At 71.2% G+C, this 23,832-nt stretch carries 18 protein-coding genes; 16 read left to right on the top strand and 2 right to left on the bottom strand.

Annotated features, from left to right (window positions below; genetic code table 11):
- From CAP_RS54515 to CAP_RS37765, 4 genes are all read left to right on the top strand, one after another.
- Window positions 1-2,317: GNAT family N-acetyltransferase (locus tag CAP_RS54515; protein ID WP_231511933.1), on the top strand; the 2,317-nt coding region annotated here is incomplete at its 5' end.
- A 228-nt stretch (window positions 2,318-2,545) separates the two neighbouring features.
- On the top strand, window positions 2,546-3,805 hold the full coding sequence (locus CAP_RS37775; protein WP_156041498.1) for a GNAT family N-acetyltransferase: 1,260 nt from the start codon (window positions 2,546-2,548) through the stop codon (window positions 3,803-3,805).
- A gap of 140 nt (window positions 3,806-3,945) precedes the next feature.
- Complete coding sequence (locus CAP_RS37770) at window positions 3,946-6,243, top strand: hypothetical protein (RefSeq protein ID WP_052376692.1); 2,298 nt, start codon at window positions 3,946-3,948, stop codon at window positions 6,241-6,243.
- Window positions 6,244-7,214: 971 nt separating this feature from the next.
- Complete coding sequence (locus tag CAP_RS37765; RefSeq protein ID WP_044249993.1) at window positions 7,215-7,805, top strand: Uma2 family endonuclease; 591 nt, start codon at window positions 7,215-7,217, stop codon at window positions 7,803-7,805.
- Here the strand turns inward: CAP_RS37765 and CAP_RS37760 are convergent, their stop codons facing one another.
- On the bottom strand, window positions 7,806-9,266 hold the full coding sequence (locus CAP_RS37760) for a POT family MFS transporter (protein WP_044249992.1): 1,461 nt from the start codon (window positions 9,264-9,266) through the stop codon (window positions 7,806-7,808). It abuts the gene before it with no gap.
- A 9-nt stretch (window positions 9,267-9,275) separates the two neighbouring features.
- The gene (locus CAP_RS37755) at window positions 9,276-9,812 is read right to left on the bottom strand and encodes a nuclear transport factor 2 family protein (RefSeq protein ID WP_044250010.1); all 537 of its coding nucleotides are present in this window, start codon (window positions 9,810-9,812) and stop codon (window positions 9,276-9,278) included.
- A 221-nt stretch (window positions 9,813-10,033) separates the two neighbouring features.
- Here CAP_RS37755 and CAP_RS37750 point away from each other — a divergent pair, with 221 nt between their 5' ends.
- The 12 genes from CAP_RS37750 to CAP_RS37695 all read left to right on the top strand — a co-directional run bounded on the left by CAP_RS37750 (window position 10,034) and on the right by CAP_RS37695 (window position 23,763).
- A complete protein-coding gene (locus tag CAP_RS37750; protein ID WP_052376691.1) occupies window positions 10,034-10,462 on the top strand; it encodes a response regulator in 429 nt (142 codons plus the stop codon).
- Window positions 10,463-10,738: 276 nt separating this feature from the next.
- On the top strand, window positions 10,739-12,274 hold the full coding sequence (locus CAP_RS37745) for a lipase family protein (protein ID WP_197041526.1): 1,536 nt from the start codon (window positions 10,739-10,741) through the stop codon (window positions 12,272-12,274).
- Between the two features lies 1 nt (window position 12,275).
- Window positions 12,276-13,241 carry a hypothetical protein gene (locus CAP_RS37740; RefSeq protein WP_044249990.1) on the top strand — a complete coding sequence of 322 codons (966 nt, stop codon included), beginning with the start codon at window positions 12,276-12,278 and terminating at the stop codon, window positions 13,239-13,241.
- Between the two features lie 195 nt (window positions 13,242-13,436).
- Entirely contained in the window at window positions 13,437-13,874 is a 438-nt protein-coding gene (locus CAP_RS47235; RefSeq protein WP_063748815.1) for a FeoA family protein, read from the top strand.
- Window positions 13,871-16,174 (top strand): ferrous iron transport protein B, encoded by a 2,304-nt coding sequence (feoB, locus tag CAP_RS37730; RefSeq protein ID WP_044249988.1) that lies wholly within the window; start codon window positions 13,871-13,873, stop codon window positions 16,172-16,174. Before CAP_RS47235 ends, feoB begins: the two co-directional genes overlap by 4 nt.
- Before the next feature lie 11 nt (window positions 16,175-16,185).
- Window positions 16,186-16,368 (top strand): hypothetical protein, encoded by a 183-nt coding sequence (locus CAP_RS37725; protein WP_044249987.1) that lies wholly within the window; start codon window positions 16,186-16,188, stop codon window positions 16,366-16,368.
- Complete coding sequence (locus tag CAP_RS37720; protein ID WP_306413935.1) at window positions 16,364-17,305, top strand: AEC family transporter; 942 nt, start codon at window positions 16,364-16,366, stop codon at window positions 17,303-17,305. The genes CAP_RS37725 and CAP_RS37720 overlap by 5 nt, the downstream gene beginning before the upstream one ends.
- Before the next feature lie 155 nt (window positions 17,306-17,460).
- A complete protein-coding gene (locus tag CAP_RS37715; protein WP_044249983.1) occupies window positions 17,461-19,518 on the top strand; it encodes a carbon starvation CstA family protein in 2,058 nt (685 codons plus the stop codon).
- 14 nt (window positions 19,519-19,532) lie between these two features.
- Window positions 19,533-19,763, top strand: a complete 231-nt coding sequence (locus tag CAP_RS37710) for a YbdD/YjiX family protein (protein WP_081865688.1) — start codon at window positions 19,533-19,535, stop codon at window positions 19,761-19,763.
- Between the two features lie 20 nt (window positions 19,764-19,783).
- Entirely contained in the window at window positions 19,784-21,268 is a 1,485-nt protein-coding gene (locus CAP_RS37705; protein WP_044249980.1) for a hypothetical protein, read from the top strand.
- A gap of 23 nt (window positions 21,269-21,291) precedes the next feature.
- A complete protein-coding gene (locus CAP_RS37700; RefSeq protein ID WP_052376690.1) occupies window positions 21,292-22,698 on the top strand; it encodes a DUF418 domain-containing protein in 1,407 nt (468 codons plus the stop codon).
- Window positions 22,699-22,779: 81 nt separating this feature from the next.
- Window positions 22,780-23,763, top strand: coding sequence for a M15 family metallopeptidase (locus CAP_RS37695; protein WP_081865683.1), 984 nt, complete (start codon window positions 22,780-22,782; stop codon window positions 23,761-23,763).
- The last annotated feature ends 69 nt before the right edge of the window (window positions 23,764-23,832 follow it).

The following is a 23,832-nucleotide window of genomic DNA, read 5'->3' as shown; positions in this document are numbered from 1 at the left end:
GCCGCCCGCGCCGCCCGCGCCCGACGCTCAGGCCACGCCGGCCACGCCGGCCACGCCGGCCACGCCCGACGCTCCTGCGCGCCTCGTGCGCGTCGAGGTCGAACTCAAGCTCCAGGCCTCCGAGATGGCCCAGGAAGAGATCCCGAAGGACATCGCCTTCCTCGACAAGCAGGTCCGCGACATCCAGTTCCTGAACGACGGCAAGTCGCTCGCCTTCGACGCCCCCGAGCACCTCGCCGAGCAACTCGGCAAGCAGGCCATCGAGATCGCCTACCAGAAGCAGCGCAGCCTCCGCGGCCTCGCCCGCAAGATCGTCTACCAGAGCCCCCGCATCGCCACGCCCGAGTTCCACGGCACCGGCATGACCGAGGGCATCCACGCCATGGGTCGCGGCCAGATCGCCCTGGAGGGCAACGGCCTCCGCCTCTACCGCTACTTCGACCGCACCCTCGCGGCCCTCGGGGATCCCTTCGCCCCGACGCCGATGCTCACCCCGACCCTCATCCCCACCACCACCCTGTCGAAGTGCGACTACTTCCGCTCCTTCCCGCACATCGTCACGTTCACGAGCCACCTCCCCGAGGACCGGCTCCGCATCGACGACTTCCGCAAGCGCCACGACACCCGTGACGACCTCGACGACCGCGCCCTCTCCGACCTGGTGACCCCCGAGGCCTGCCTCTCCCCCGCGGTCTGCTACCACGTGTACGCCGCGAACCGCGACCGGGTGATCGCCGCCGAGGGCCTCCGCTACGCCGTCGTGGGCCGGTGCTTCCGCTACGAGTCGAGCAAGATGACCGACCTGCGCCGCCTCTGGGAGTTCACCATGCGCGAGATCGTCTTCCTCGGCAGCCGCGACAACGTCCTCGGCCTGCGCGAGAAGGGCAACGTGCTGGTCTCGAACTACCTCGCCGACCACGACATCGCCGGCGAGATCCGCACCGCCAGCGACCCCTTCTTCATCGCCCCCGACGCCGACGCCAAGACCTTCTTCCAGCTCAGCTCCGACACCAAGTGGGAGATCTCGCTGCTCCTCCCGAACAGCGAGCGCCTCGCCGCCGGCTCCCTGAACTACCACTCCGACTTCTTCGGCCGCGCCTTCGCCTGCGACGTCGAGGGGGCGGGCCCCATGCACAGCGTGTGCGTCGCCTTCGGCCTGGAGCGCTGGGTCTACGCCTTCCTCACCCAGCACGGCGACGACCCCTCCCGCTGGCCCGACATCATCCGCCGCGCCCCCGAGATGGAGGGCACCGGTGCCGCCCGCGGCGCGAGCATCTCCATCCCTCCCCAGCCCGCCTGGCGCGGCAAGACCCCGGGCGAGGGCGGCCCTCCCTCCGTCGACCCCAGCGTCTCCATCGAGATCGAGCGCGCCGACGCCGTGACCGTCTCCCAGCAATCCGTCGAGGTGCTGCGCGAGGCCTGGGTCCCGCCCGCCCTCAACTACAGCGACGCGTACCTCGACTGGCAGCTCCGCTTCCCGGGCGCCAAGTCCATCGCCGTCACCGCGCGCGCCAGCGCCGAGATCGGGGGCTTCGCCGCCATCACCCCGCGCCGCCTCCGCCTCCGCGGGGAAGCGTCCCTCGCCTACCTGCTCTCCTTCGTCGCCGTGCGCCCTGCCTTCCGCGGCCGCGGCGTCGCCGGCAAGCTCTACGACGAGCTCCTCGACGCCCTCCGCGGCACCGGCCTCCCGGCCGTGGTGTACGTCGACGAGCACACCCCGGCCGCGCAGCGCGCCCTGCTCGGCTCCGCCGAGCGCGTGGGCATGCGCGCCAAGTCCCTCGGCCAGTACGCAAACCACGGCTTCGTCTCCTCCCACGAATCCGAGCGCACCCCGCTCGCCGTCCGCGAAGCCACGAACCTGGACGAAGTGCTCACCCTCATCGACGCCTGCAAGGACGACCAGGTGCTCTGGTCCGCCCCCGACCGTCTCCAGCTCGAGCACTACGCCCACGACCCTCGCGGCCGCAAAATCCTGCTCGTCGAAGAAGAGGGCACCCCGGTCGGCGCCGCCGCCGTCACCCTCGGCGAGATCATGAACACCCTCGGCGAGCTCGATCACATCACCACCGTCGACGCCCTCTGGGTCCCCGAGTCCACCCCGGCGCGCATCGCCAACCTCTTCCGCGCCGCCTCCCTCTCCTTCCCTGGTCAGACCAGCACCCCCGTCGTGAGCGCCCCCAACGTCGCCTGCATCCCCGCCGACGTCCTCCGCGCCGCCCGCATCCGCCCCACCGGCGCCGTCTACCAGGCCTTCGCCCTCCACGGCGAAGACCACCCCTTCCTCCAGGCCGAGCTCACCAACCTCGAAGTCGTCTGACCCACCCCACGCCCTGCAGAGCCACCGTCACGCTCTTCAGGGCTCCCCCCCGCACGCGCACGCTCCACCCGCACTCTCCACGCCCCTGACACCAGCGGCGAGAGAGCGTCCTCACACCGCGCGCTCACCGCACGGATCGCGTCCGGGTCGCTCCACACGATCTCGCACTTCTCCGCGCGTTTCCTCCGTCAATCCCCGCGCCCGCTGCCACACTCAGAGCAGGCCACCATGGATTCCCCGCATGCCTTCTCCATCCTGGCGCACTCGCTCCTCCGCACCGCACGCCTCCTCCGTCGCGCCGCCAGCGGACTGACCTCGCCCCCCAGCGCCTCCCCTGCAGCGCCCGGGAGCAACCCCCCGTCCTCCCACGCTCCCTCCGCAGCGTCCTCGTCGCCTTCCCCAGTGCCCCTCGCGCCCAGCACCACCCCTGCTGCCGCGACGCCCAGCACCACCCCTGCCGCCGCGACGCCCAGCACCACCTCCGACCCTCGCGTCCCCGTCCTCCAGATCGTCCTCACCCACCCCAGAGCCCCCCGCGTCTCGGCCGACGCCGGCCAGATCCTCCGCGACGCGTGCCCACCCCCCACCCTCCATTACAGCGACGAATACGTCGCCTGGCACCTTGGCTTCCCTGGCCCCTCGGCCACGGCTGCCATTGTCCGCAGCGGCTCCCACCCTGCGGGCGTCTTTGCCATCACCCCGCGCCGCTTCCAGCTCTCGGGCGCCACCAGCACCGGCCACCTCCTTTCCCTCCTCGCCGTGCGCCCCGAGCACCAGGGCCAGGACCTCGACGCCCGCATCTACACCGAGCTTCTCAACGTCGTGCAGAACCGCGGCCTCCTCACCCTCCTCTTCGCCGACGCCCACTGCGCCAGGAGCCAGCTCCTCCTCATGCGCACCGTCGAACGCCTCGGCTTCCGCATGAAGCGCCTTCACCCCCTGGTCAACCACGGCTGGTCTGCGCGCCGCGCTCCGCCGCGTACCCGCGATGCGCGCGTCGCCCGCGTCGCCCGCGACATCGGCGAGGTCATCGACGTCATCGGCGCCTGCGACGACGATCACATCCTCTGGGCCGCACCGGACGCCGCCCAGCTCGAACATTACCTCCGCGATCCCCGCACCCGGCGCCTCCTCGTCCTCGAAGAGGAGGGTCGACTCACCGCCGCCGCCACCGTCATGCTGGGCGAGGTCGTCAACAAACCGGGCAGCATCGTCCAGCTCCCCATCATGGATGCCCTCTGGATCCCCGAGCCCACCGTCGAACGCATCACCGCCCTCTTTCGCGGCACCGAGATCCTCTTCGAGGGCAGCGAGAACGTCCCGAGACGCGCCTCGCTGGTCAGCGCGCCCAACGTCTCCACCCTCCACCCCAAGCTCCTCAGCGCTGCGGGTCTCCGCCCTACGGGCGCGGTCTACGACGGCTTCCTGCTCCACCCCACGGGCCATCCCTTCCTCCACGCCGACGCCACGAACCTCGAAGTCGCCTGACGACGGCGCCGGGCGCCGTTGCTTGACACCCCCACGAAGGCCGCCCGACGATGCGCTTCACCGCATCACGCGCCGAAGGGCACGGGCGTCGCCGTCACGGCGCCTGGATCCAGCGAGCGCGCCGCTACACTGGAGGCATCATGTCGTCGCTGCTCGGCCTGAACGTAGAGAAGCTCCTCCCCGGCATCCCCGACAAACCGCTCGGCGCCCCGGAGATCCCCGTCAGCCTCGGCAAGGGCGCCGTGGAGGAGCCGGTCACCCTCGCGCTCGCTGGCGTCAACCTCGCCATCGCTGCCTCTGCCGAGGCCACCGTCGAGGCCTTCAACGCACCTGGCGACGTCGACCGCGAGGGCATCATCGCGGACAAGCCGAGCGCCACGGCCGACGCGAACGACCCCACCAGGGCGACGCCCGTCCTGTTCCTCGGCAAGCACGGCTGGCTCAAGTACGCCGTCCGCGTCCAGGCCAAGGCCACGGGCGAGGGCTCCATGCCGTACCTCTCCGGCAGCGGCAGCGGCGAGACCACGGCCCTCATCGCCGACTACCGCACCCACGCCCTCACCGAGAACACCCGCACCGCGGTCGCGGCCGACATCATGTCGCTCCGGCTCCCCTTCCTCGCGGATCACGTGGCCTCGCTCAAGATCGACGAGGCCCTCGTCCTCCGCGTCGGCGGCAACCTCTCCACCAGCCTCACCCTCCGCTGGGCCGACGTCTTCTCCACGAACCTCACCGCCCTCGGCCGGCTCATCCCCGCGGGCTCGGCCCTCGGCCTCACCATCGCCGCGGGCGCGTCCGTCACCGGCCTGGTCCGCCTCGCGGACACCTTCAACCTGGTCTTCTACCGGAGCGAGGCGGGCCGCATCCGGGTCCTCGTCCAGAAGGCCTCCGCCCGCGAGGTCAAGGTCGACGCAGCGCTCGCCGTCACCCTCGAGGCCACCGATCCCGCCGCCATGCGCGAGGCCGTCACCGGCGCGCTCGACGCGCTCGTCGGCACCACCGGCCTGCAGCGCTTCGAGGCCCTGCTCGCCAAGCTCAACGCCGACGACCTCACCGCCGAGGAGCGCGCCATCCTCCAGCGCATCCTCGACCGCATCGGCCTCGCCCACCTGGAGCAGGCCCCGGCCGAGCTGCGGCACGCCTGGGAGGAGCTGAAGACGAAGACCCGCGAGACCCTCGTCACCCTCGCCACCGAGAAGATGACCGCGGGCTTCACCTACGAGTACGAACGCCTCGCCGAGAACGCGACCCTCGCCGAGCTGAACCTCAGCGACACCCGCCTCCGGGAGCTTCACCCCCAGCTCATCACCCTGCAGCTCGCGTCCGTCCTCGCCCACCTCAGCCGCGACGAGCTGACGCATTACCTCCACCAGCAGACCCTCACCGCGTCGCAGGCCTGGGGGTTCTCCCTCGGCCTGCGCACCTGGTCCGTGCTCGGCAGCAAGGACGGCAAGACCCTGCGCGAGGTGCGCCTCTACAACACCCCCGATCACGTCGCGGGCCCCCAGAAGATCGCCTTCCTCGGCGCCCGCACCTACGAGGGCAGCCTCCTCGGGTGGAAGGCGGGCTGGGGGGGCGATCTCAAGGCGGGGATGACCCGCTTCCGACCGCACCCCACCGCGTCGGACTTCTCCTACGGCCTCTACCTGCACATCGCCCGCGGCGGCGCGCTCACCGAGCAGGAGCTGCGCGAGGCCATCGACGAGGGCGCGATCTGGGGCGCGTACCCCACGAGCGACATCGACGAGGTGCTCACCAAGATCAAGGCCACCGCCGCTGGCCGCCCGGTCCGCGCCCGTCTCGAGATGCGCCTCGACGACGACCTCCTCTTCCGCGAGATCGTCCGCCTCCTCTCCACGGGTCCCCGCGATCCTTACGCCCGCGCCCTGGCCCGCGCCCTGCCCTGGACCTCCAACCTCGCCAGGAACACCCCCGAGACCCGCACGCGCATCTACGCCCCGCTCTGGGCCCTCTACCTCCAGGACAAGGGCCGCGACTGGACCCCGACCGTCGCCGCCCGCAACGCCGAGTACCACCTCAAGCAGCGCCACCCCGACGCCTCCGACTACCGCCTCTGGGAGCGCGAGCAGCGCGCCGGCAGCCTCGCCGACGTGATCGGCAAGGAGTCCCGGAGCGGCGGCCCCAACGACTACCTGGGCATCTACCGCAAGTGGAGCGCGATGACCGTCGCCATGCTCCGCCTCCACCAGGCCATCCAGACCCGCACCGACTGGACGAACGTGAAGGTCGCCTTCCAGTCGCTCGACGACCTCTGGAAGAACTCCTTCGAACTCCGGACCTTCGGCGCCCTGCTCCTCGACGTGGCCGCGCAGACCGCCATCGGCAGCGTCGGCATCGAGCGCACCCTCACCGTCACCCTGGGCGAGGGCACCTCCGCCCACACCCTGACCTACGGCACCGCCCACCCCGACGACTGAGCGTGCCGTGGAAGCCGGCGCGCTGCTGGCCACGGGACGCACCACGCGGCTGCCTTGACGCGGAGACCCCTCCCCGGCGCAGAGCGGTCTCGTCGGGTCGCGATGCCGCCGCTCTGCCGGGAGGAAGGGGTGTCGTCGGAGACCGACGGCGCCATTTCCGCCGCGGGAACAGGTACGAAGGGCGCCGGCACCTCCCTGTCCACCGCGGGAACAGGTACGGAGGGCGCCGGCACCTCCCTGTCCACCGCGGGAACAGGTGCGGGAGGTCGGCAACGGCGCCCCCTCCGCCGGGGAACAGGTACGGGGGGACATCGACCGACGGCACCCTCCACGACCGAGAGGGGTGGAGGAGGCGCCACCCGCATGCTCTCCACCGGGAGCGAGGTGCGGGGGGAGCTGCCCTGCTCTTTCCGCCGTCGGAACAGGTGCAGGGGCTCTCCGACAGCAGGGCTCCCGGCGCGGGAAACCTCCGGAGGAGGAAAGCGCCGCACCCATGACCGCGGTGGACAAGGGCCTGTCGGAAACCGACGGCACCTCTTCCGCGGCGGCCCGCGCCTGTCGGAAACCGACGGCACCTCTTCCGCGGCGGCCCGCGCCTGGCGAGAGACCGACGGCACCTCTTCCGCGGCGGCCCGCGCCTGGCGAGAGACCGACGGCACCTCTTCCACGCAGGCGGAGGGCGACCTGGACCCCTCCTGCGCTTTCCGTCCCGCGAAGGAAGCGCCCTACGCCACCACCCACCCCTCGCTGACGCCCGCCATGGCACCGCCAGTCTCCGCCACACTCTCGCGAGGAAGCGAAAGGCTTGTTTGTCCGACAAAGAAGCTCATTTCTGAGCAGCAATGAGCACGGCATGGAGTGTGCCAGCGGCTGCTGATGTGCAACGAAGCCAGCATGTGCATCTGGAGAGAGCCTGGAGTAGCCTCCGTCCCGCTGCCGCGGATCTGCCACCGCGCTCACCGGAGACATTCATGGGTCACCCGGCTGAAAAACGACAACGGCCAGCCACGTACGCCGATCTCGAAGCCGTACCGGAACACCTGGTCGCGGAGATCGTGGGCGACGTGCTCTACACGTTTTCTCGCCCCGGTCCGGCGCATACCCGGACAGCAGGGCGCCTCGGCGCCATCCTCAATGGCCCGTTCGACATGGGCATGAACGGGCCGGGGGGGTGGATCATCCTGGGCGAGCCCGAGCTTCACCTCGGCCGGGAGGTGCTCGTCCCGGACCTCGCGGGGTGGCGCGTCGACAGGCTGCCCCGTGAGCCCGAGGAGGCGTACATCACGGTCGCGCCGGACTGGGTCTGCGAGATCCTCTCGCCGTCGACGGCGACGCATGACCGGAAGCGGAAGATGCCGGTGTACGCCGCGGCTTCGGTGCCGTGGGTGTGGCTCATTGATCCCCTCAAGCGCGTGCTGCAGGTGCTCCGCCTCGGGCCCGGTGGCGTGCTGGAGGTCGCGCAGGAGCTGAGGGGCGAGGACCGCGTGCGCGCGATGCCATTCGATGCGATCGAGGTGAGCCTGTCGGCGCTGTGGCCGCGCTGGAGTGGCCTGGATCCGTAGTCACCCGCGGGGGGGGGCGGCCTTGGGCTGGTAGTAGTCGACGACCGTGTAGCGGCGGGCGATGAGGCCGAGCACCACGGCGGCGACGAAGGCCATGACCGAATAGAAGAAGAACTGGGCCGAGCCGCGGAACACGTTCAGGTAGGAGGCGACCGCTACGGCCAGGTTGGCGGCGGTCACGGTCAGGTTCCAGAAGCTCATCACCGTGCCCTTCAGCTCGTGGGGCGCCTGGCTGTAGGCGAACTCCAGGCCCGTCGTGGAGATCAGGATCTCGGCGATGGTGAGCACGATGTACGGCGCGATCTGCCAGAGGATGGACAGGGTGGCGCCGCCCTCGATGGAGACCTCCAGGGAGCCGGCGATGATGTACGAGAACGCGCCGACGGCCATGCCGATGGTCATGCGCCGGAGCGGGGTCAGCTCGTAGCCGAGGCGCTTGAAGAGGGGGTAGACCACGCCGGCCGTGAAGGGGATGAGGAGCATCACCAGGGCCGGGTTCACGAGCTGCATCTGGGAGGGCTCGAACTTGAAGCCCCACACCATGGGGTCCATCTTCTTCGCCTGCACGACCCAGGTGGAGGCCTTCTGGTCGAAGAGCATCCAGAAGAAGGGGATGGGGGCGAAGAGCGCGAGGAGCCGGATGACGGCCTTGGCGCCCTCCACGGCGCGCTCGGGGTGCACCTTCCTGGCGGCGTCGAGCCAGTGCGTCCCAGCGCCCGCGGCACCGGCCCCCGCAGCGCCAGGGTCCGCGCTGCCCGCGCCCGCGCTGCCGCGATCCTTGAAGGCGCTGGCGATGACGCGCAGGAAGGAGTGGGGGTTCGGGCCGGTGGGCGGGATGACGACGTAGTGCTTGCGGCCCAGCCAGAAGATGAGGAGCGAGATGGCCATCAGCACGCCGGGGATGCCGAAGGCGACGGAGGGGCCATAGAGCTTCAGGGTCTTCGGCATCAGCAGCGACGCGAAAAAGGACCCGAAGTTGATGGTCCAGTAGAACATCGCGAAGACCTTCTTCACGAGGTGCTTGTTCTCCGCGGTGAACTGGTCACCGACCATCGCGGAGACGCACGGCTTGATGCCGCCCGAGCCGAGCGCGATGAGGAACAGACCGGCGTAGAAGCCCTCGCGGTTGTTCTCGAAGACGGCGAGGAAGGCGTGACCGAGCACGTAGAAGAGGCTCAGCCAGAAGATGACCCGGTACTTGCCGAAGAAGCGGTCGGCGAGGAAGCCCCCGAGCAGGGGGAAGAAGTACACGCCGCTGACGAAGAGGTGGAAGATGCCCTTGGCGGCGCCCTCGCGGGCGGCAGGATCGGGGTTGTGGTGGAGGAGCAGGTACTCGATCAGGAACACCGTGAGGATGTTCCGCATCCCGTAGAAGCTGAACCGCTCGCACGCCTCGGTGCCGATGATGTACGGGATCTGCCGCGGGAGCTTGTCGTCCGCGGTCGCGCTCGGGGTCGCCATGAGGCTCCTCTACTTGCCCTGGCTGCCCTGGCTGCCCTGGCTGCCCTGGCTGCCCTGGCTGCCCTGGCTGCCCTGGCTGCTCATGTACGCGCGCAGGCCGGCGTCACCCTTCTTGCGGATGGCGTTCTGCATGGGCGGGAGCCACCCGAAGAGGCGGCCCGTGAGGCCGAGGGCCTGGCCCGCCCAGCGGTGGAGGTCGAAGGAGTCGACGTGGCGCACGATCTTGCCGTCACGGAAGGTGAAGCGCGCGTCGATGACGTTGTGGACCATCCGCCCCGTCCCCGAGAAGAGGTAGTCGGCGTCCCAGTGGGCGCGGCCCGAGGTGTCGTCGGCGGCAATGTCGCTGGCGACGACCTTCAGGTCCTTCCCGCGCGCGCAGAGCATGCGCCACATCGAGCATGCCTCCTCGCCGTGGAGGTTCTGGAAGACGGCGTCGGAGAAATGGATGTCGGGCGCATAGTGGGCGACCATCCCCTCCGCGTCCCGGCGCGCAAAGCTGTCGTAGAAATCGCGGATGATCTTGGCATTGGGGTGGTTGGCATCCATGGGGGGCGGGAGCATACCCGGTTCTGGTACGGCGGATGCCCTGGGTGAGCGGCGCGAGGGCGGCGGGTGAGCGGCGGGCAGGCGGAAGCACAGGGAGGGCGGATGCGCTCCGGAAGGCGACGGGCAGGACCACCCCGAGGCCGGCCGTCGGTGAGGTGACTTGCACTGCAGGCCGGCTCCTTGCGCCAGGGTTGGCAGCAACTTTGCTTGCAGCGCCGTCCGTGGCCGACAAACCCGTGATTCTGGTGGTCGATGACGAGGACGACATTCGCGATGTGGTCAAGGAATTCATCCAGATGGAGACCGACTGCATCGTCGAGACGGCCTGTAATGGTCGGGAGGCGCTCACCATCCTCTCCGGCGTTTCGGGGCCATGTCTGGTGCTGCTCGACATGATGATGCCCATCATGGATGGCAAAGAGGTGCTCGACGCCATGCGGCAGAACGACAGGCTGGCGGCCATTCCGGTGGTGGTGGTCAGTGCGTCCCACGATGGGCCAGCGGAGGGCGCGGTCCGCTTCATTCGCAAACCGGTCTCGTTCAATGCGCTGATCGCGCTGGTGAAGGAGTTCGTCGCGATGGCGCAGGCCGCGTCCCAGGGCGCCGAGGAGCAGAGCGAAGCCAGCGACACTCCAGGCGACGGAATCTGAGTCTCCACGAGAGGCGCACCGGGTGCTCGGTCGCTCCGCTGCAATGGCCGTGTGTCCGCGCGTCCGTCGCCGCGTGAGCGCTCACGTGAGCGCTCATTGGGCGCGGCTCTCCGAGGCGGTGACCGTGTGGATTGGTGCGCCATAGCGGGGCGGTGACGCATGGAGGCCGGTGACCAATGCAGCGCCGGGAGGGGCCGCGGCGTGGATCGGTTTCTCCGAGGCGTCGGCGCGTTGGCTCGTGTAGGCTGCGCGCGTCTCACACAACGAGGTGATTCCATGCAGCTTCTTCGTTCCCGGCTTCCCTTGGTGCTGACCCTGCTCTCCGGCGCGGCGATCCTGTCCGCCTGCGAGGATGATGGCTCCGAAGTGAGCACGACGTCGACGTCGACGACGACCACCACCTCCAGCAGCAGCGGCGGAGGTGAAGGAGGCGAGGGCGGCACCGGAGGCACTGGTGGCAGCGGCGGCGAGGGTGGCGGAGTCGCGGCCTGGGATTTCCCGGCGCCCGTCGTGGCGGGGACGCCGGAGACCGACGCGGTCGCCGACGCTCCGGCGCGCTGCGGGCAGCCCGCGCACACCTGGCTCCGTGACGCGGACCTCGGGAGGATCGTCGCGCACGAGGACCTGGGCAGCTACCCCGCAGCGCTGCTCGCGGTGCTCGCCCAGCAGGCGGTGGGTGAGCTGCCAGTGGAGCTGGAGTACGACGTGGATCTGCACCTGGTCACGTACATGACCCAGGACCGCGGGGTGCCGCTGGAGGCGACGACGCTGGTGGCCTGGCCGAAGAACGTGCCGGCGGGGACGGCGGAGCTGCCGACGCTGCTCCTGCTGCACGGGACGACGGGTTTCCGGGACGGGTGCGGGCCGTCGGAAGAGCAGGAGTGGGGCGGGCTCGCGGCGGTGCTGGCGTCGGCGGGGTACGTGGTGGTGTCGCCCGATTACATCGGTCTCAAGGCGCGGGAGCCGGAGACAGGGTTCTTGCACCCCTACCTGGTGGGTCAGGCGACGGCGATCGCGTCGCTCGACGCGGTGCGCATCTTCGGGAGCTGGCCGGAGGAGCTGCGGGTGGGCGGGGCCGTGCCGTCGCCGAACCTGGTGGTGGTCGGCGGGTCGCAGGGCGGGCACGCGGCGCTCTGGGTGGATCGCCTGGCGCCGTACTACGCGCGGGAGCTTTCGCTCACGGGCATCGCGGCGACGGTGCCGCCGGCGGACCTGGTGGGGCAGGCGGAGCTGGCGCTGACGCAGCTCAGGCCGTCGACCGGGAACATGGTGGCCTTCTTCGGGGCGAGCGCCGGGTGGTACGGGGCAGGAGACAGGCTGGACGAGGTGCTGGTGTCGCCGCTCGACACGCAGGTGCCGGAGACGATGGAGTCGTCGGCGACCTGCGAGATCGACGGCGCGCTCGGGCAGCCGACGACGCTCAATCAGATCTTCCAGCAGCCGTTCCTGACCGCGGCGCAGGGCGGGAACTTCGAGGCCCTGGAGCCCTGGGGGTGCATGGGGTCGGAGAACGGCCTGACCACGACCTCGATCGCGCGCCTCCAGGACGATCCGGAGAGCTACGGGATCCTGTTCGTGACCGGCCAGGCCGACACGCTGGTGGACACGCCGAACGAGCGCGCCGCGTTCGAGACCCTGTGCAGCGGCGGGATCCCGATGCAGTACCTGGAGTGCGCGGGGGCTTCGCACACCGACGCGACCTTCGAGTCGATGCCGGAGATCCTGACCTTCCTGCAGGCGCGCCAGAACGGCACGCCGTTCGAGGCCGTGTGCACGGCAGGCGCGGCGGTGACGTGCATGGGTGCGCAGTGACGTGAGCCCGTTCAAGGTCGTGCTGGAGGGCGAGCCGATGGAACTCGCGGCGTTCGCTGGACAGGAGCCTTCCTGGGTGAGCGACGCCGCGGCGCTCCGCGATCTCGTCCGGCTCCCCTCCGGCATGGCCCTGCCCCCGCGGCCGCGCGGTGACACCAGCGAGACACCGGTGCTCGCGCCCTGGCGGGAGGGGATGCTGGCGACGGCGGTGCTGTGCCAGCCGCTGCGGCTGGGGCACCCGGACAAGGTGGTGGAAGCGCGCCCGGATCGTTCGTTCGGGCACGGGCGGGTGGCGTTCCTCGCGGAGCCGGTGTGGCCCGCCTGCAAGCAGTGCGAGACGCCGCTGGAGCTGTGTTTCCAGCTCGCGCCCGGCGACCTGGGGCCCTGGCTGCACGCGAAGGGATCGCTGGTGGCGATGTTCTGCTTCCGCTGCTTGCCCGGGTCGCCAGAGACGGTGTTCCTGAGCGTGGTGACGCCGTCGTTCCGGGTGGAGCGGCCCGCGGGGCCGACGCGTTCGTCGTCGCACACCAGCACCACGACCACCCGGAGCGTGGGGGCGCTGCCCGTGCGGTGGCAGGTGCCGCCAGCGATGGCGATGCGCTACCTGCTCGATCGCCACGGGCTCTGGGAGACCGGGGCAGGCGCGGCGGGGGTGCTCCTCGCGCGGGAGGACGAGGGGATCGAGGTGGTCGACGAGGTCGAGGACTACACGCTCGACATGCTGGAGGAGTACTCGGCGTGGGCCGAGGCGGTGAACGGGGTGACCTCGCAGAGCTGCGGGAGCCTCGGCGGTTACACGGCGTGGGACCAGGCCGACGAGACCCCGGAGTGCACAGCGTGCGGGGCGCTGATGGAGCACCTCCTCGACTGGAACGGGGAGCAGTTCCTCGATGGAGCGCTCCACGTGTTCGTGTGCGACCGGACTGCAGCCTGCGGAGGTACGCTGGAGTTCGTGGCGGAGTTCTGAGCCGCAGCAGGGGCGTCGCCCGGACAAGCTCCAGGAGGCGCCCGAGCTACCAGAACATGGTCATGAAGACGCGAAAGGCGGCCCGAGAGCGCGGGCCAATGCTTCCGTGCATGACTTCGTGTTGAAAGCCATTATCATCTCGACGTGCTCTTCCGGCAGCGCAGAGGCCGAGGAGCGCCCGAGGAGCGCCCGAGGATGTCCACGCCCGTCGATGCCGATCACGACTCCGTCTCTCAGAAGAGCCCGTCCTCCCAGAAGAGCCCGTCCCAGGACCTGAGCCAGCTCGCGCCGGGCAAGGCGGGGGTCGTTCGTCGTATCCGTGGGGAGCGTCGCACGGTGGTGCGCCTCCTGGAGATGGGGCTGGTGCCCGGGACGCGGGTGGAGGTGAAGCGGAAGGCACCGCTCGGTGATCCGCTGGAGCTGCGGGTGCGCGGCTACACGCTGAGCATCCGGCGGAGCGAGGCGGCGGGCGTGGAGGTGAGCGACGTGGGCGACGCGGCTCCGGCGCGGAAGGGCGCAGCGCGGAAGGGCACGGCAGAGACGCGCGCGCGGGCCGAGGGGGAGCCGGTGCTCGACGTCGGGAGCGCCGAGCCCGTGGGGCGGGTGGGGTACGCGTCGAAGGGTACCTCGTGACAGGACAGGCGCCGGTCGTCCTCCTTGCCGGGAACCCGAACGCAGGCAAGACGTCACTCTTCAACCGCCTGACCGGCTCGCGCGCCAAGGTGGGCAACTACCCCGGCGTGACCGTGGAGCGCCGCTCGGGGAAGCTCACGGTCGGCGACGCGCGCGGCGCGGAGCTGGTGGATCTGCCGGGGACCTACAGCCTGACGGCGCGGTCGTCGGAGGAGAGCGTGGCCGTGGACGCGCTGCTCGGGCGAGGCAGCGCGCCCCCCGACGCGGTGATCGTGGTGGCCGACGCGACGGCGCTGCGGCGCGGGCTGTACCTGGCGACGCAGGTGCTCGACGCGGGGCGGCCGGTGGTGCTGGCGCTCAACATGATCGACGAGGCGCGCGCCTCAGGGCACACGGTCGACGCAGAGCGGCTCGCCGGGGCGCTGGGGTGCGAGGTCGTCGAGACGGCAGCGACGAAGAACCAGGGGGTGGCCGAGCTGGCGCAGGCGACGGCGCGGGCGCTGAAGCAGGCGCCGAAGCAGGCGACGGCGCGGGCGCTGAAGCAGGCGCCGAAGCAGGCGCCGAAGCAGGGGGAGGGCGCCGAGGCGAAGGGCGAGCCCTCGGGGACGGAGGACGGTGACCCGAACGCGGCTCCAGCGATGCCGACGACGCCGGCGATGCCGGAGGCGCTCGCGCGGTCCATCGCGCAGGTGGAAGAGGTGGTGCGGCGCGAGGACGCCAGGGCGGACGCGGCAGGGGCGCGGGCGCTGGCGATGTGGGCGATCCTGTCGCTCGGGGACGACGAGCTGACGGCGCCCTCCTGGCTGCGGGAGGCTGCCGCGCGGGCGCACGAGGAGGCGCAGCGCGAGGGGCGGAACCTCGACGAGGAGCTGGTGGCGTGGCGCTACGGGCGCGTGGACGCGGCGCTGGAAGGGGCGCTGACGGAGGCGCGCGAGGAGGGGGAGAGCACGTCGAGCCGGGTGGACGCGGTGCTGGTGCACCCCGTGTGGGGGCTCGCGGCGTTCGCGGTGGTGATGCTCGTGGTGTTCCAGATGCTCTTCGCGTGGTCCGAGCCGCTGGTGGGGGCCATCGAGGGCGCGGTCGCGGCGGTGCAGGATCTGGTGCGGGGCGCGCTGCCCGCGGGGGCCATCCGGGATCTGATCGTCGACGGGGCGATCGCCGGGGTGGGCAACGTGGTGGTGTTCGTGCCGCAGATCGCGCTCCTGTTCGCGTTCATCACGGTGCTGGAGGACTCGGGCTACCTCGCGCGGGTGGCGTTCGTGATCGACCGGGTGATGGCGGCGGTGGGGCTGCACGGGAGGGCGTTCGTGCCGATGCTGTCGGGGTACGCCTGCGCGATCCCGGCGGTGCTGGCGACGCGAACCCTGGAGAACCGGCGCGATCGGTTGATCACCATGATGGTGGTGCCGCTCGCGTCGTGCAGCGCGCGGCTGCCGGTGTACGTGCTGGTGACGGCGGTGATCTTCGATCCCGAGGCGAAGGTGCTCGGGGTGCTGAGCGTGGGCGCGGTGGTGCTCCTGGCGATGTACGGGCTGAGCATGGTGGCGACGCTCGTCGCCGCGGCCGTGCTGCGCCGGACCGTGCTGAAGGGGCCGAGGACGGCGCTGGTGCTGGAGCTGCCTCCCTACCGGCTGCCGTCGGTGCGGGACGTGCTGCTCGCGACCTGGGCGCGGGTGCGCGACTTCCTGACCGCCGCAGGGACGGTGATCCTGGCGCTGTCGGTGGTGATCTGGGGGCTGCTGTCCTATCCGAAGGACCCCGCGGCCGAGGCGCGGTGGGAGGCAAAGCGGGCCGAGGTGACGGCGAGCGTGGCCGAGGGCGAGGAGCGCGACGCGGCGCTGGAGGCAGCGAGCCAGGCGGAGGCCGGCGAGGCGCTGCGGCACTCGGCAGGCGGGAGGCTGGGCCACGTGATCGAGCCGGTGATCGAGCCGCTGGGCTTCGACTGGCGGCTGGGGGTGGGCATCATCGGGGCGTTCGCGGCGCGCGAGGTGTTCGTGTCGACGCTGGGGATCGTGTTCGACGTGGGCTCGGTGGACGAGGAGAGCCAGCCGCTGCGCGAGGCGCTGCGGGACGCGCGGCGCCCGGACGGGAGCAAGCTGATGACGCCCCTCGTGGGGGTGTCGTTGATGGTGTTCTTCGTGCTGGCGTGTCAGTGCATGAGCACCATCGCGGTGGTGCGGCGCGAGTCGGGCGCCTGGAAGTGGGCGGGGCTGATGTTCGGGTACATGACGGTGCTGGCGTACGTGGCGTCGCTGGGCGTCTACCAGGTGGGGCGGCTGCTCGGGCTGGACGGGGCGTAGCGGGGGCGCAGATGGGGTGGCAGGACGTGACGTCGCTGGTGATCTGCGCCGGGGCACTCGGGTGGCTCGTGCGGCGGCTCCTGGTGACGCATGGCCCTCCCGCGTCGAAGCCGGATGTGACCCGGGCGTCGCTGGTGAGGAAGGCGCGGGCGCAGAAGAAGCAGCGGGCGCGGGGCGACGGCGCGTGCCATTGAGGCGGGTGGGCACCGAAGGAGGCGCGCGCTGAGCCGGATCCTCCCGTTCTTCCTGCTCATCGCGGCAGGAGCCGTGCTCACGCGCACGCGGATCCTCCAGGCCGAGGGCGTGAAGGGCCTGTCGGCCTACGTGCTGTGGCTCGGGTTCCCCGCGCTGCTGATCCGGGCGCTGGGGACGGCGCCGCCACCGGACCCGGCCATGGCGCGCGGGCTGCTCGCGTACGGGACGGCGGCCGTGGCGCTGCTCGGGGTGACACTGCTGGCAGGGAAGGTGCTCCGGTGGCCCGGAGGTGCGCGCGGAGGCGCCGCGATGGCGGGCGTCGTGGGGAACACGGCGTTCCTGGGGGCTCCTTTCGCGGTGTCGGTGTTCGGCGCGGAGGCAGGGGGGCTCGCGGCGGGGGTGATCGCCGTGGACTTCGTGGTGCTGATGGCGTTCGCCATGGCGGCGATGCAGGCGACGTCCGGCGCCGGGAAGCTGCGGGTCGCGCTGACGCGCACGTTCCTGAACCCGGTGGTGGCGGCGGCGATCGTGGGGGCGGTGCTGTCGTTCGGGCGGGTCGGGTTGCCAGGGCCGCTGGCGCGAGGGCTCGACATGCTGGCGGCGAGCGCGAGCCCGGCGGGGCTCACGGCGCTCGGGGCGGTGATCGGGCTGGAGGCGGGGCGGCCAGCGCCGGGGGAAGTGCAGCCGGTGGTGACCGCGATCCTCGTGAAGCTCGTGCTGATGCCCGCCCTCGTGTGGGTCGCGGTGACGCTCGCGGGTGCGCCGCCTGCGTTCCGCGCGGTGGCGGTGCTGCTGGCGGGGTGCCCCACCGCGGTGAACGTGTTCATTCAGGCGCGGGAGTACAGCGATTTCGGGCGCGGCGCTGCCCAGGTGGTGGTGACCGCCACCTTGTTCAGCGCGCTCACCCTTCCGCTCATCGCGGGGTGGATGCGCTGAGCGCGATCTCTGTTGCCAGGCAGACGCCATCCAATGAACCATCGCTGGTCGTCGCCCGTCCGCGCCCAGCCTTCCTCGGTCCTCCGCGGGAGGCGCGGAGGTGCGAGGGCGCGTGACGTGCGGTGCTTTTCGCCTGGTGCGAGGAAGGTGATGCGATGTCAGGGCTGAAGAAGCACGGTCCCTGGGCCCTCGTGGGAGCCCTCGGCGCGCTGGCGCTGGGCACCGTGGCCACGTCGCGGGGCGAGCCGGTGAACGCGCTGTGGGTCGTGGTGGCCGCGATCGCGGTCTACCTGGTGGCCTACCGCTACTACAGCCTGTACATCGCGGAGCGGGTGATGCGGCTCGACCCGCAGCGCCAAACGCCCGCCGTGCGGCACAACGACGGGCTCGATTACGTGCCCACCAACCGGTACGTGCTGTTCGGGCACCACTTCGCGGCGATCGCGGGGGCCGGGCCGCTCGTGGGGCCGGTGCTGGCCGCGCAGATGGGCTACCTGCCGGGGACCTTGTGGATCCTGTCCGGCGTGGTGGTGGCCGGGGCGGTGCAGGACTTCATGGTGCTGTTCATCTCGATGCGGCGCGACGGGCGCTCGCTCGGGGAGCTGATCCGCTCGGAGCTCGGGCCGGTGCCGGGGGTGATCGCGCTGTTCGGGACCTTCATGATCATGGTGATCATCCTGGCGGTCCTGGCGCTCATCGTGGTGAAGGCGCTCGCCGGGAGCCCGTGGGGGACCTTCACGGTGGCGGCGACGATCCCCATCGCGATCCTGATGGGCCTCTACACGCGCTTCATCCGGCCGGGGCACGTGGGCGAGGTGTCCATCCTCGGGTTCGTGCTGCTGATGCTGGCGATCGTGTCGGGGCAGCACGTGGCGGAGTCGCCCACGCTCGGCCCGGTGTTCACCTTCACCGGGACCCAGCTCTGCTGGCTGCTCATCGGCTACGGGGCGGTGGCGTCGGTGCTGCCGGTGTGGTTGCTCCTGGCGCCGCGGGACTACCTGTCCACGTTCCTCAAGATCGGCACCATCGTCTGCCTGGCGGTGGGCATCGTGGTGGTGGCGCCGACGATGCAGATGCCGGCCATCTCCCGGTTCGCCGACGGGACCGGGCCGGTCTGGAGCGGGTCGCTCTTCCCCTTCCTGTTCATCACCATCGCGTGCGGGGCGGTGTCGGGGTTCCACGCGCTCATCGCGTCGGGGACGACGCCGAAGCTCATCGAGAGCGAGGGGCACGCGCGGTTCATCGGCTACGGCGGGATGCTGATGGAGTCGTTCGTGGCGATCATGGCGCTCGTGGCAGCGTCGATCCTGGAGCCGGGGATCTACTTCGCGATGAACAGCCCCGGCGCGGTGGTGGGGGTGACCGCGGAGAGCGCGTCCGCAGCCGTGGGGCAGATGGGGTTCCCGGTGACGGCGGAGGTCATCGCCCAGACGGCGCGGGACGTGGGTGAGACGTCCATCGTGTCGCGCGCAGGCGGGGCGCCGACGCTGGCCGTGGGGATGGCGCACATCTTCTCCAGCATCATCGGCGGCAAGGCGCTGATGGCTTTCTGGTACCACTTCGCGATCCTCTTCGAGGCGCTGTTCATCCTCACCGCGGTGGACGCGGGGACGCGCTCCGGTCGCTTCATGCTCCAGGACCTGATCGGGATGTTCGTGCCGCGCTTCAAGGAGACGTCGTCGCTCGTGCCGAGCCTGGTCTCGACGGGCCTGTGCGTCGCGGCCTGGGGCTTCTTCCTGTACCAGGGCGTGACGGATCCGCTGGGCGGCGTGAACACGCTGTGGCCGCTGTTCGGGATCTCCAACCAGATGCTGGCGGCGGTGGCGCTGACGCTGGGCACGGTGGTGATCTTCAAGATGAAGCGGGAGAAATACGCCTGGGTGACCATCGTGCCGGCCGTGTGGCTGATCGCCTGCACGGCGACGGCGGGGCTCCAGAAGATCGCCTCGTCGGACCCGCGGGTGGGCTTCCTGGCCCACGCCCAGGTGTTCCAGGAAGCGCTCGCCCGGGGGCAGGTGCTCGCGCCGGCGAAGAGCCTGGAGCAGATGGAGCAGATCATCCGGAACGACAGGATCGACGCGTCGCTCGCCGGGCTGTTCGTGGTGGTGGTGGCGAGCATCGTGGTGTTCGGGGTGCTCTCGTGCGTGAAGGCCTACCGGGCGCAGCGGTGGACAGCGCTGGAGGTGCCGCCGACGGCGGCATTGATCGAGTGAAGGGCGCAGCGGGCATGGCTGAGGGCGGGTGGGGGGTGCGGGTGCGCGCACGCGCGGGCGCCGTCGCGCGGGGGCTGCGCGACATGGCGCGGCTCATGGTGGGGGTGCCGAGCTACGAGACGTACGTGGAGCACATGCGCAAGGCGCACCCCGGAGAGGCGCCGATGACGTACGCGGAGTTCTTCCGCGAGCGGCAGGAGGCGCGGTACGGAGGGAGGGGGCGCGGGGGGTTCCGCTGCTGCTGAGCACCCGGTTGATCACGGGGATGCCGGGCGCAGCGGCGGTGGTGGGCGCCGCCTTCGCGGGGCTCGCGGTGCAGGCGGCGACGCGGCCGATCGATGACCCCGACGTGTGGTGGGTGGCGGCGGCGGGGAGGTACGTGCTGGCGACGGGCGAGGCGCCGGTCGAGAACATGTACTCGTACCTGGAGCCAGGGCGGCCGTGGGTGATGCACGAGTGGCTGTTCGGGGCGCCGTATGCGCTGGGGCTAGAGCGGCTCGGGCCGTCGTTCTTCGCGCTCGCGGCGCTCGGGTGGCTGACGATCGCCGCGGCGCTGGTGGCGCAGGCGACCCTCGGCGCGTGCAGGAGGCCGGTGGTGGGGGCTGCGCTCGCATTGCTGGGGCTCGGCGTCTTCGGAAGCCGGCTGCTGTCGGCGCGGCCCGCGAGCGCGGCGATGGTGTTCCCGGCGGCGATGGTGCTCCTGGCCTTCGCGCCGCGGATGACGCGCGGGAGAGCCCTCGCCGCGGTGGTGGTGGAGCTGCTGTGGGCGAACGCGCACGGGAGCTTCCCGCTCGGGGTGGTGCTGCTGGGGGCAGGGGCGCTGGAGCACGCGGGAGGCGGCGGGCACGGTGGGGCGGCGCGTGACGGGAAGCTGCGGGTCGCGGCAGCGATCGCGGCGGCCGCGGTGACGCTCGTGAACCCGTACGGCGTGGCGCTTCACCGGCTGGTGCTGGGATACCTGGCAGGCGACAGTGGAGGGACGTACAGCTTCATCCGCGAGCACCTCACGGAGTTTGCGCCCCTGTGGCGCGACGGGGGGCGTGTGGTGGGCGCGGTGGAGGTCGCAGGGCTCGCCCTGGTGGCGGCGCTCGCGGCGAGCGCGGCGTGGGTGCCGCGGTGGCGGGTGCGGGCGCTCCTCTGCGCAGGGCTCGTGGGGATGGCGGTCAGCCACGTGCGGCACGTGGAGCTGTGCGGGCTCGTGGCGGTGATGCTGCTGGCCCCCCACGCCGATGCGCTGGCAGGAAAGCTCGGGGTGGCAGCGCGGCAGGGTGCTCCGTCGCGAGGGCTCGCGCTCGCCGCGCTGGGGCCCGGCGTGGTGGCCGCGCTGGTGGCGCACGGGGCGGCGCACAGAGAGAGGGTGGCGCGAGGAGAGCGCGGGGTGGCGGGATGGATCGCGCCAGGGCTCGGGGGTGAGGCGATGGTGGGGCTCGCGGAGGCGCTGCCGGACGGGGCGCGGGTGTTCGCGCCCTTCAAGGCGTCGGGGCTCCTGATCTGGCTCACGGCGGAGCGCGGGGTGCGGGTCACCCGGGATCCGCGCAACGACTGCTACGGGCGCGAGGTGCTGGAGGCGGCGCTCGCGCTGGACACCCCCGCCGAGGACGCGGCGACGGCGCACACGCGGCTCTTGCGGGCCGGTGCGGACCACCTCCTGCTCGGGCCCGGAGCGCCGCTCCGGCGCTGGGTCGAGGGAGATGCCGCGTGGCGCACCGTGAAGGAGGCGCACGGGTACGTGCTACTGTCGGCGCGGTGAAGGCTTGTGAAGGGTGAGGGGCCATGAGCACCGAGACGGTTCCAGAGGAAGGCGACGGAGGCCCGCGAGCCCCGGCGGAGGTCCCTGCAGCCCAGGCGTCAGAGGCGTCGCCAGAGCGCACGCCTGCGGGTGAGGCCCAGGCCAGGGCCGAGGACGAGGCGGCGGACATCGCGCGGCCGGTGAACACGGGCGAGCGGATGACGGTCATCGACACCCTGCGAGGGTTCGCGCTCGGCGGGGTGTTCCTCTCGAACCTCTACGTGTGGCAGAGCGGGCGGATCTTCCTCTCGATGGAGCGCATGAAGGAGCTGATGGCGGTCCCGCTGAACATCGTCATCGGGACGGTGCTCGGGTTCACGCTCTTCGGCCGGGCGATGACGGTATTCACGTTCCTCTTCGGGCTCGGCTTCGCCATCCAGATGGAGCGCGCCGCCGCCCGGGGGGACACCACGGGCCGGGTGTACGCGCGGCGGCTCGGGCTGATGTTCCTCATCGGCGTCACGCACCTGCTGCTGCTCTGGTACGGCGACATCCTGCACCTCTACGCGATGGTCGGGCTCCTGCTGCTGCTGCTCCGGCGGCTCCCCGACCGAGCGGTGCTCGTGCTGGGGCTGGTGCTCGTCATCGGCGGCGAGCTGGGAGGTAGATACCTGCCCACCTTCGTGCCGCGCCTCTGGCACTCGAAGGAGGAACTCGAGGCGATCGCGGCGCTGGAGCGCGCGCACAACATGGCCTGGCGCGCCGAGGCGTTCGCCGGCTTCACGAGCGGCGCGTACCTCGACGTGGTGCGCGCCAACGTCATGACCTGGTGGGAGACGTTCTTCAGTCTTCGTCACCTCGGCGGGAACCTGGCGGTGCTCGGCAAGTTCCTGATCGGCGCCTACTTCGGCCGGCGGCGGCTCTTCCGCGAGGTGCCGGCGCACCGCACGCTCTTCCGGCGGATGGTCGGCTACGGGCTCCTCGTGGGGCTCATCGGGGGCGCCGTCAACGCCCTGACGCGGCTGCCGAGCATGCAGACCAGGCTCGGGCCGGACAGCCTGCTCATGCAGATCGTCTCTCCCGTGACCTCCGAGATGGCCACGCTCGGGATGGCGAGCTTCTACATCGGAGGGGTGACGCTGCTCTACCAGCACGCTCCGTGGCGCAAGGTGCTCTCGGTGGTCGCGCCGGCAGGGCAGATGGCGCTCACGAACTACCTGAGCCAGAGCGCGTTCTCGCTGGTGATCTTCACCGGGGTCGGCTTCGGGCTGCTCGGGCAGTTGAACCCGCTGGGGTGCGTGGTGCTCGTGGCGGTGCTGTTCACGCTGCAGGTGGCCTTCAGCCACGTGTGGCTCGCGTTCTTCCGCTTCGGACCCGCGGAGTGGGTGTGGCGTTCGCTCACGTATGGCAAGGCACAGCCGATGCGCAAGCCCCGGGGCGCGGCCACGTAGGCCGGGCCGAACGGGCGCGACGAGCAGGATCGCGACCTCGCCGGTGGCCTCCGCGGGTAGCGGCCCCACGGGAGTTCATCTATGAACCGACCCGTGGGATCGCCGCTCGGAAACCGATCAGAGGAACGGGGACGGGCGCTGGTGCGGGCCCTGGTGGTCACCGCCGTCGCGCTCCTCGCGCTCCTGCCCACCTTGACGGCGCCTCCCGCGCTGGCGAAGGAGAGCAAGGGCCCCTCGGAGTACGGCTGCCGGGTGCAGAAGCCGCAGGCCTTCCTGAAGCGCGGGTCGTTCGTGATCCACGGCCAGCTCGACGGCGCGAAGCAGACGAAGGCGGTGCGCTACTTGACCGAGCATTACGGTCACGTGGACGAGACGCTCACCGCGGCGTGGAACGGCCAGAGCGCGCGGTCGGAGGCGAAGAGCATGCGCTTCATGGGGCTGCCCATCTCGGTGCACGCCAAGATGGCGCCGGCGCTCGCCTGCGTGGAGAAGCGCATCCAGCAGAAGTGCCGGGGGAAATCGGCCTACACCCCGAGGGCGATCGGTGGGTTCCGCGGCGCCAACACCTACCGCGGCGGCGAGGTGTCGAACCACCTGTTCGGGATCGCCATCGACATCGATCCGGACCGCAACCCCTGCTGCGGCTGCGTCGACCCCTGGCCGAGCCACCCGCTCTGCAAGCTGAAGGGGCGCACGGCCGAGGAGCGCACGGCGATGCCGTCGTGCTGGATCAAGTCCTTCGAGCGGTTCGGGTTCTACTGGCTGGGCGACGACACGCTGGAGGACACGATGCACTTCGAGTTCCTCGGCGACCCCGACAAGGTGAACCCGGCCGCGGAGAAGCGCGCCGCGGAGAAGCGCGCCGCGGAGAAGCGCGCCGCAGACAAGGTGGCGGCCGAGAAGCGCGCCGCAGACAAGACGAGCGCCGACAAGGCAGCCGCCGAGAAGAAGGCCGCAGAGAAGGCCGCTGCGGAGAAGCGCGCCGCAGAGAGGGCTTCCAGCAGGAAGCGCACGGACAAAACGGGCGACAGGAAGCGCACCGAGGGGAAGGCGGGCGGGAAGTAGCGGCCTCGCGCAGGGGGGATTTCGCGCACTTCCCCGGTTGCTTTCGCTTTGGGTCGGCCCACTCCCCCG

The organism is Chondromyces apiculatus DSM 436, assembly GCF_000601485.1.
GTDB classification, from domain to species: domain Bacteria; phylum Myxococcota_A; class Polyangia; order Polyangiales; family Polyangiaceae; genus Chondromyces; species Chondromyces apiculatus.
This window is presented reverse-complemented; position numbering and strand designations above follow the sequence as displayed.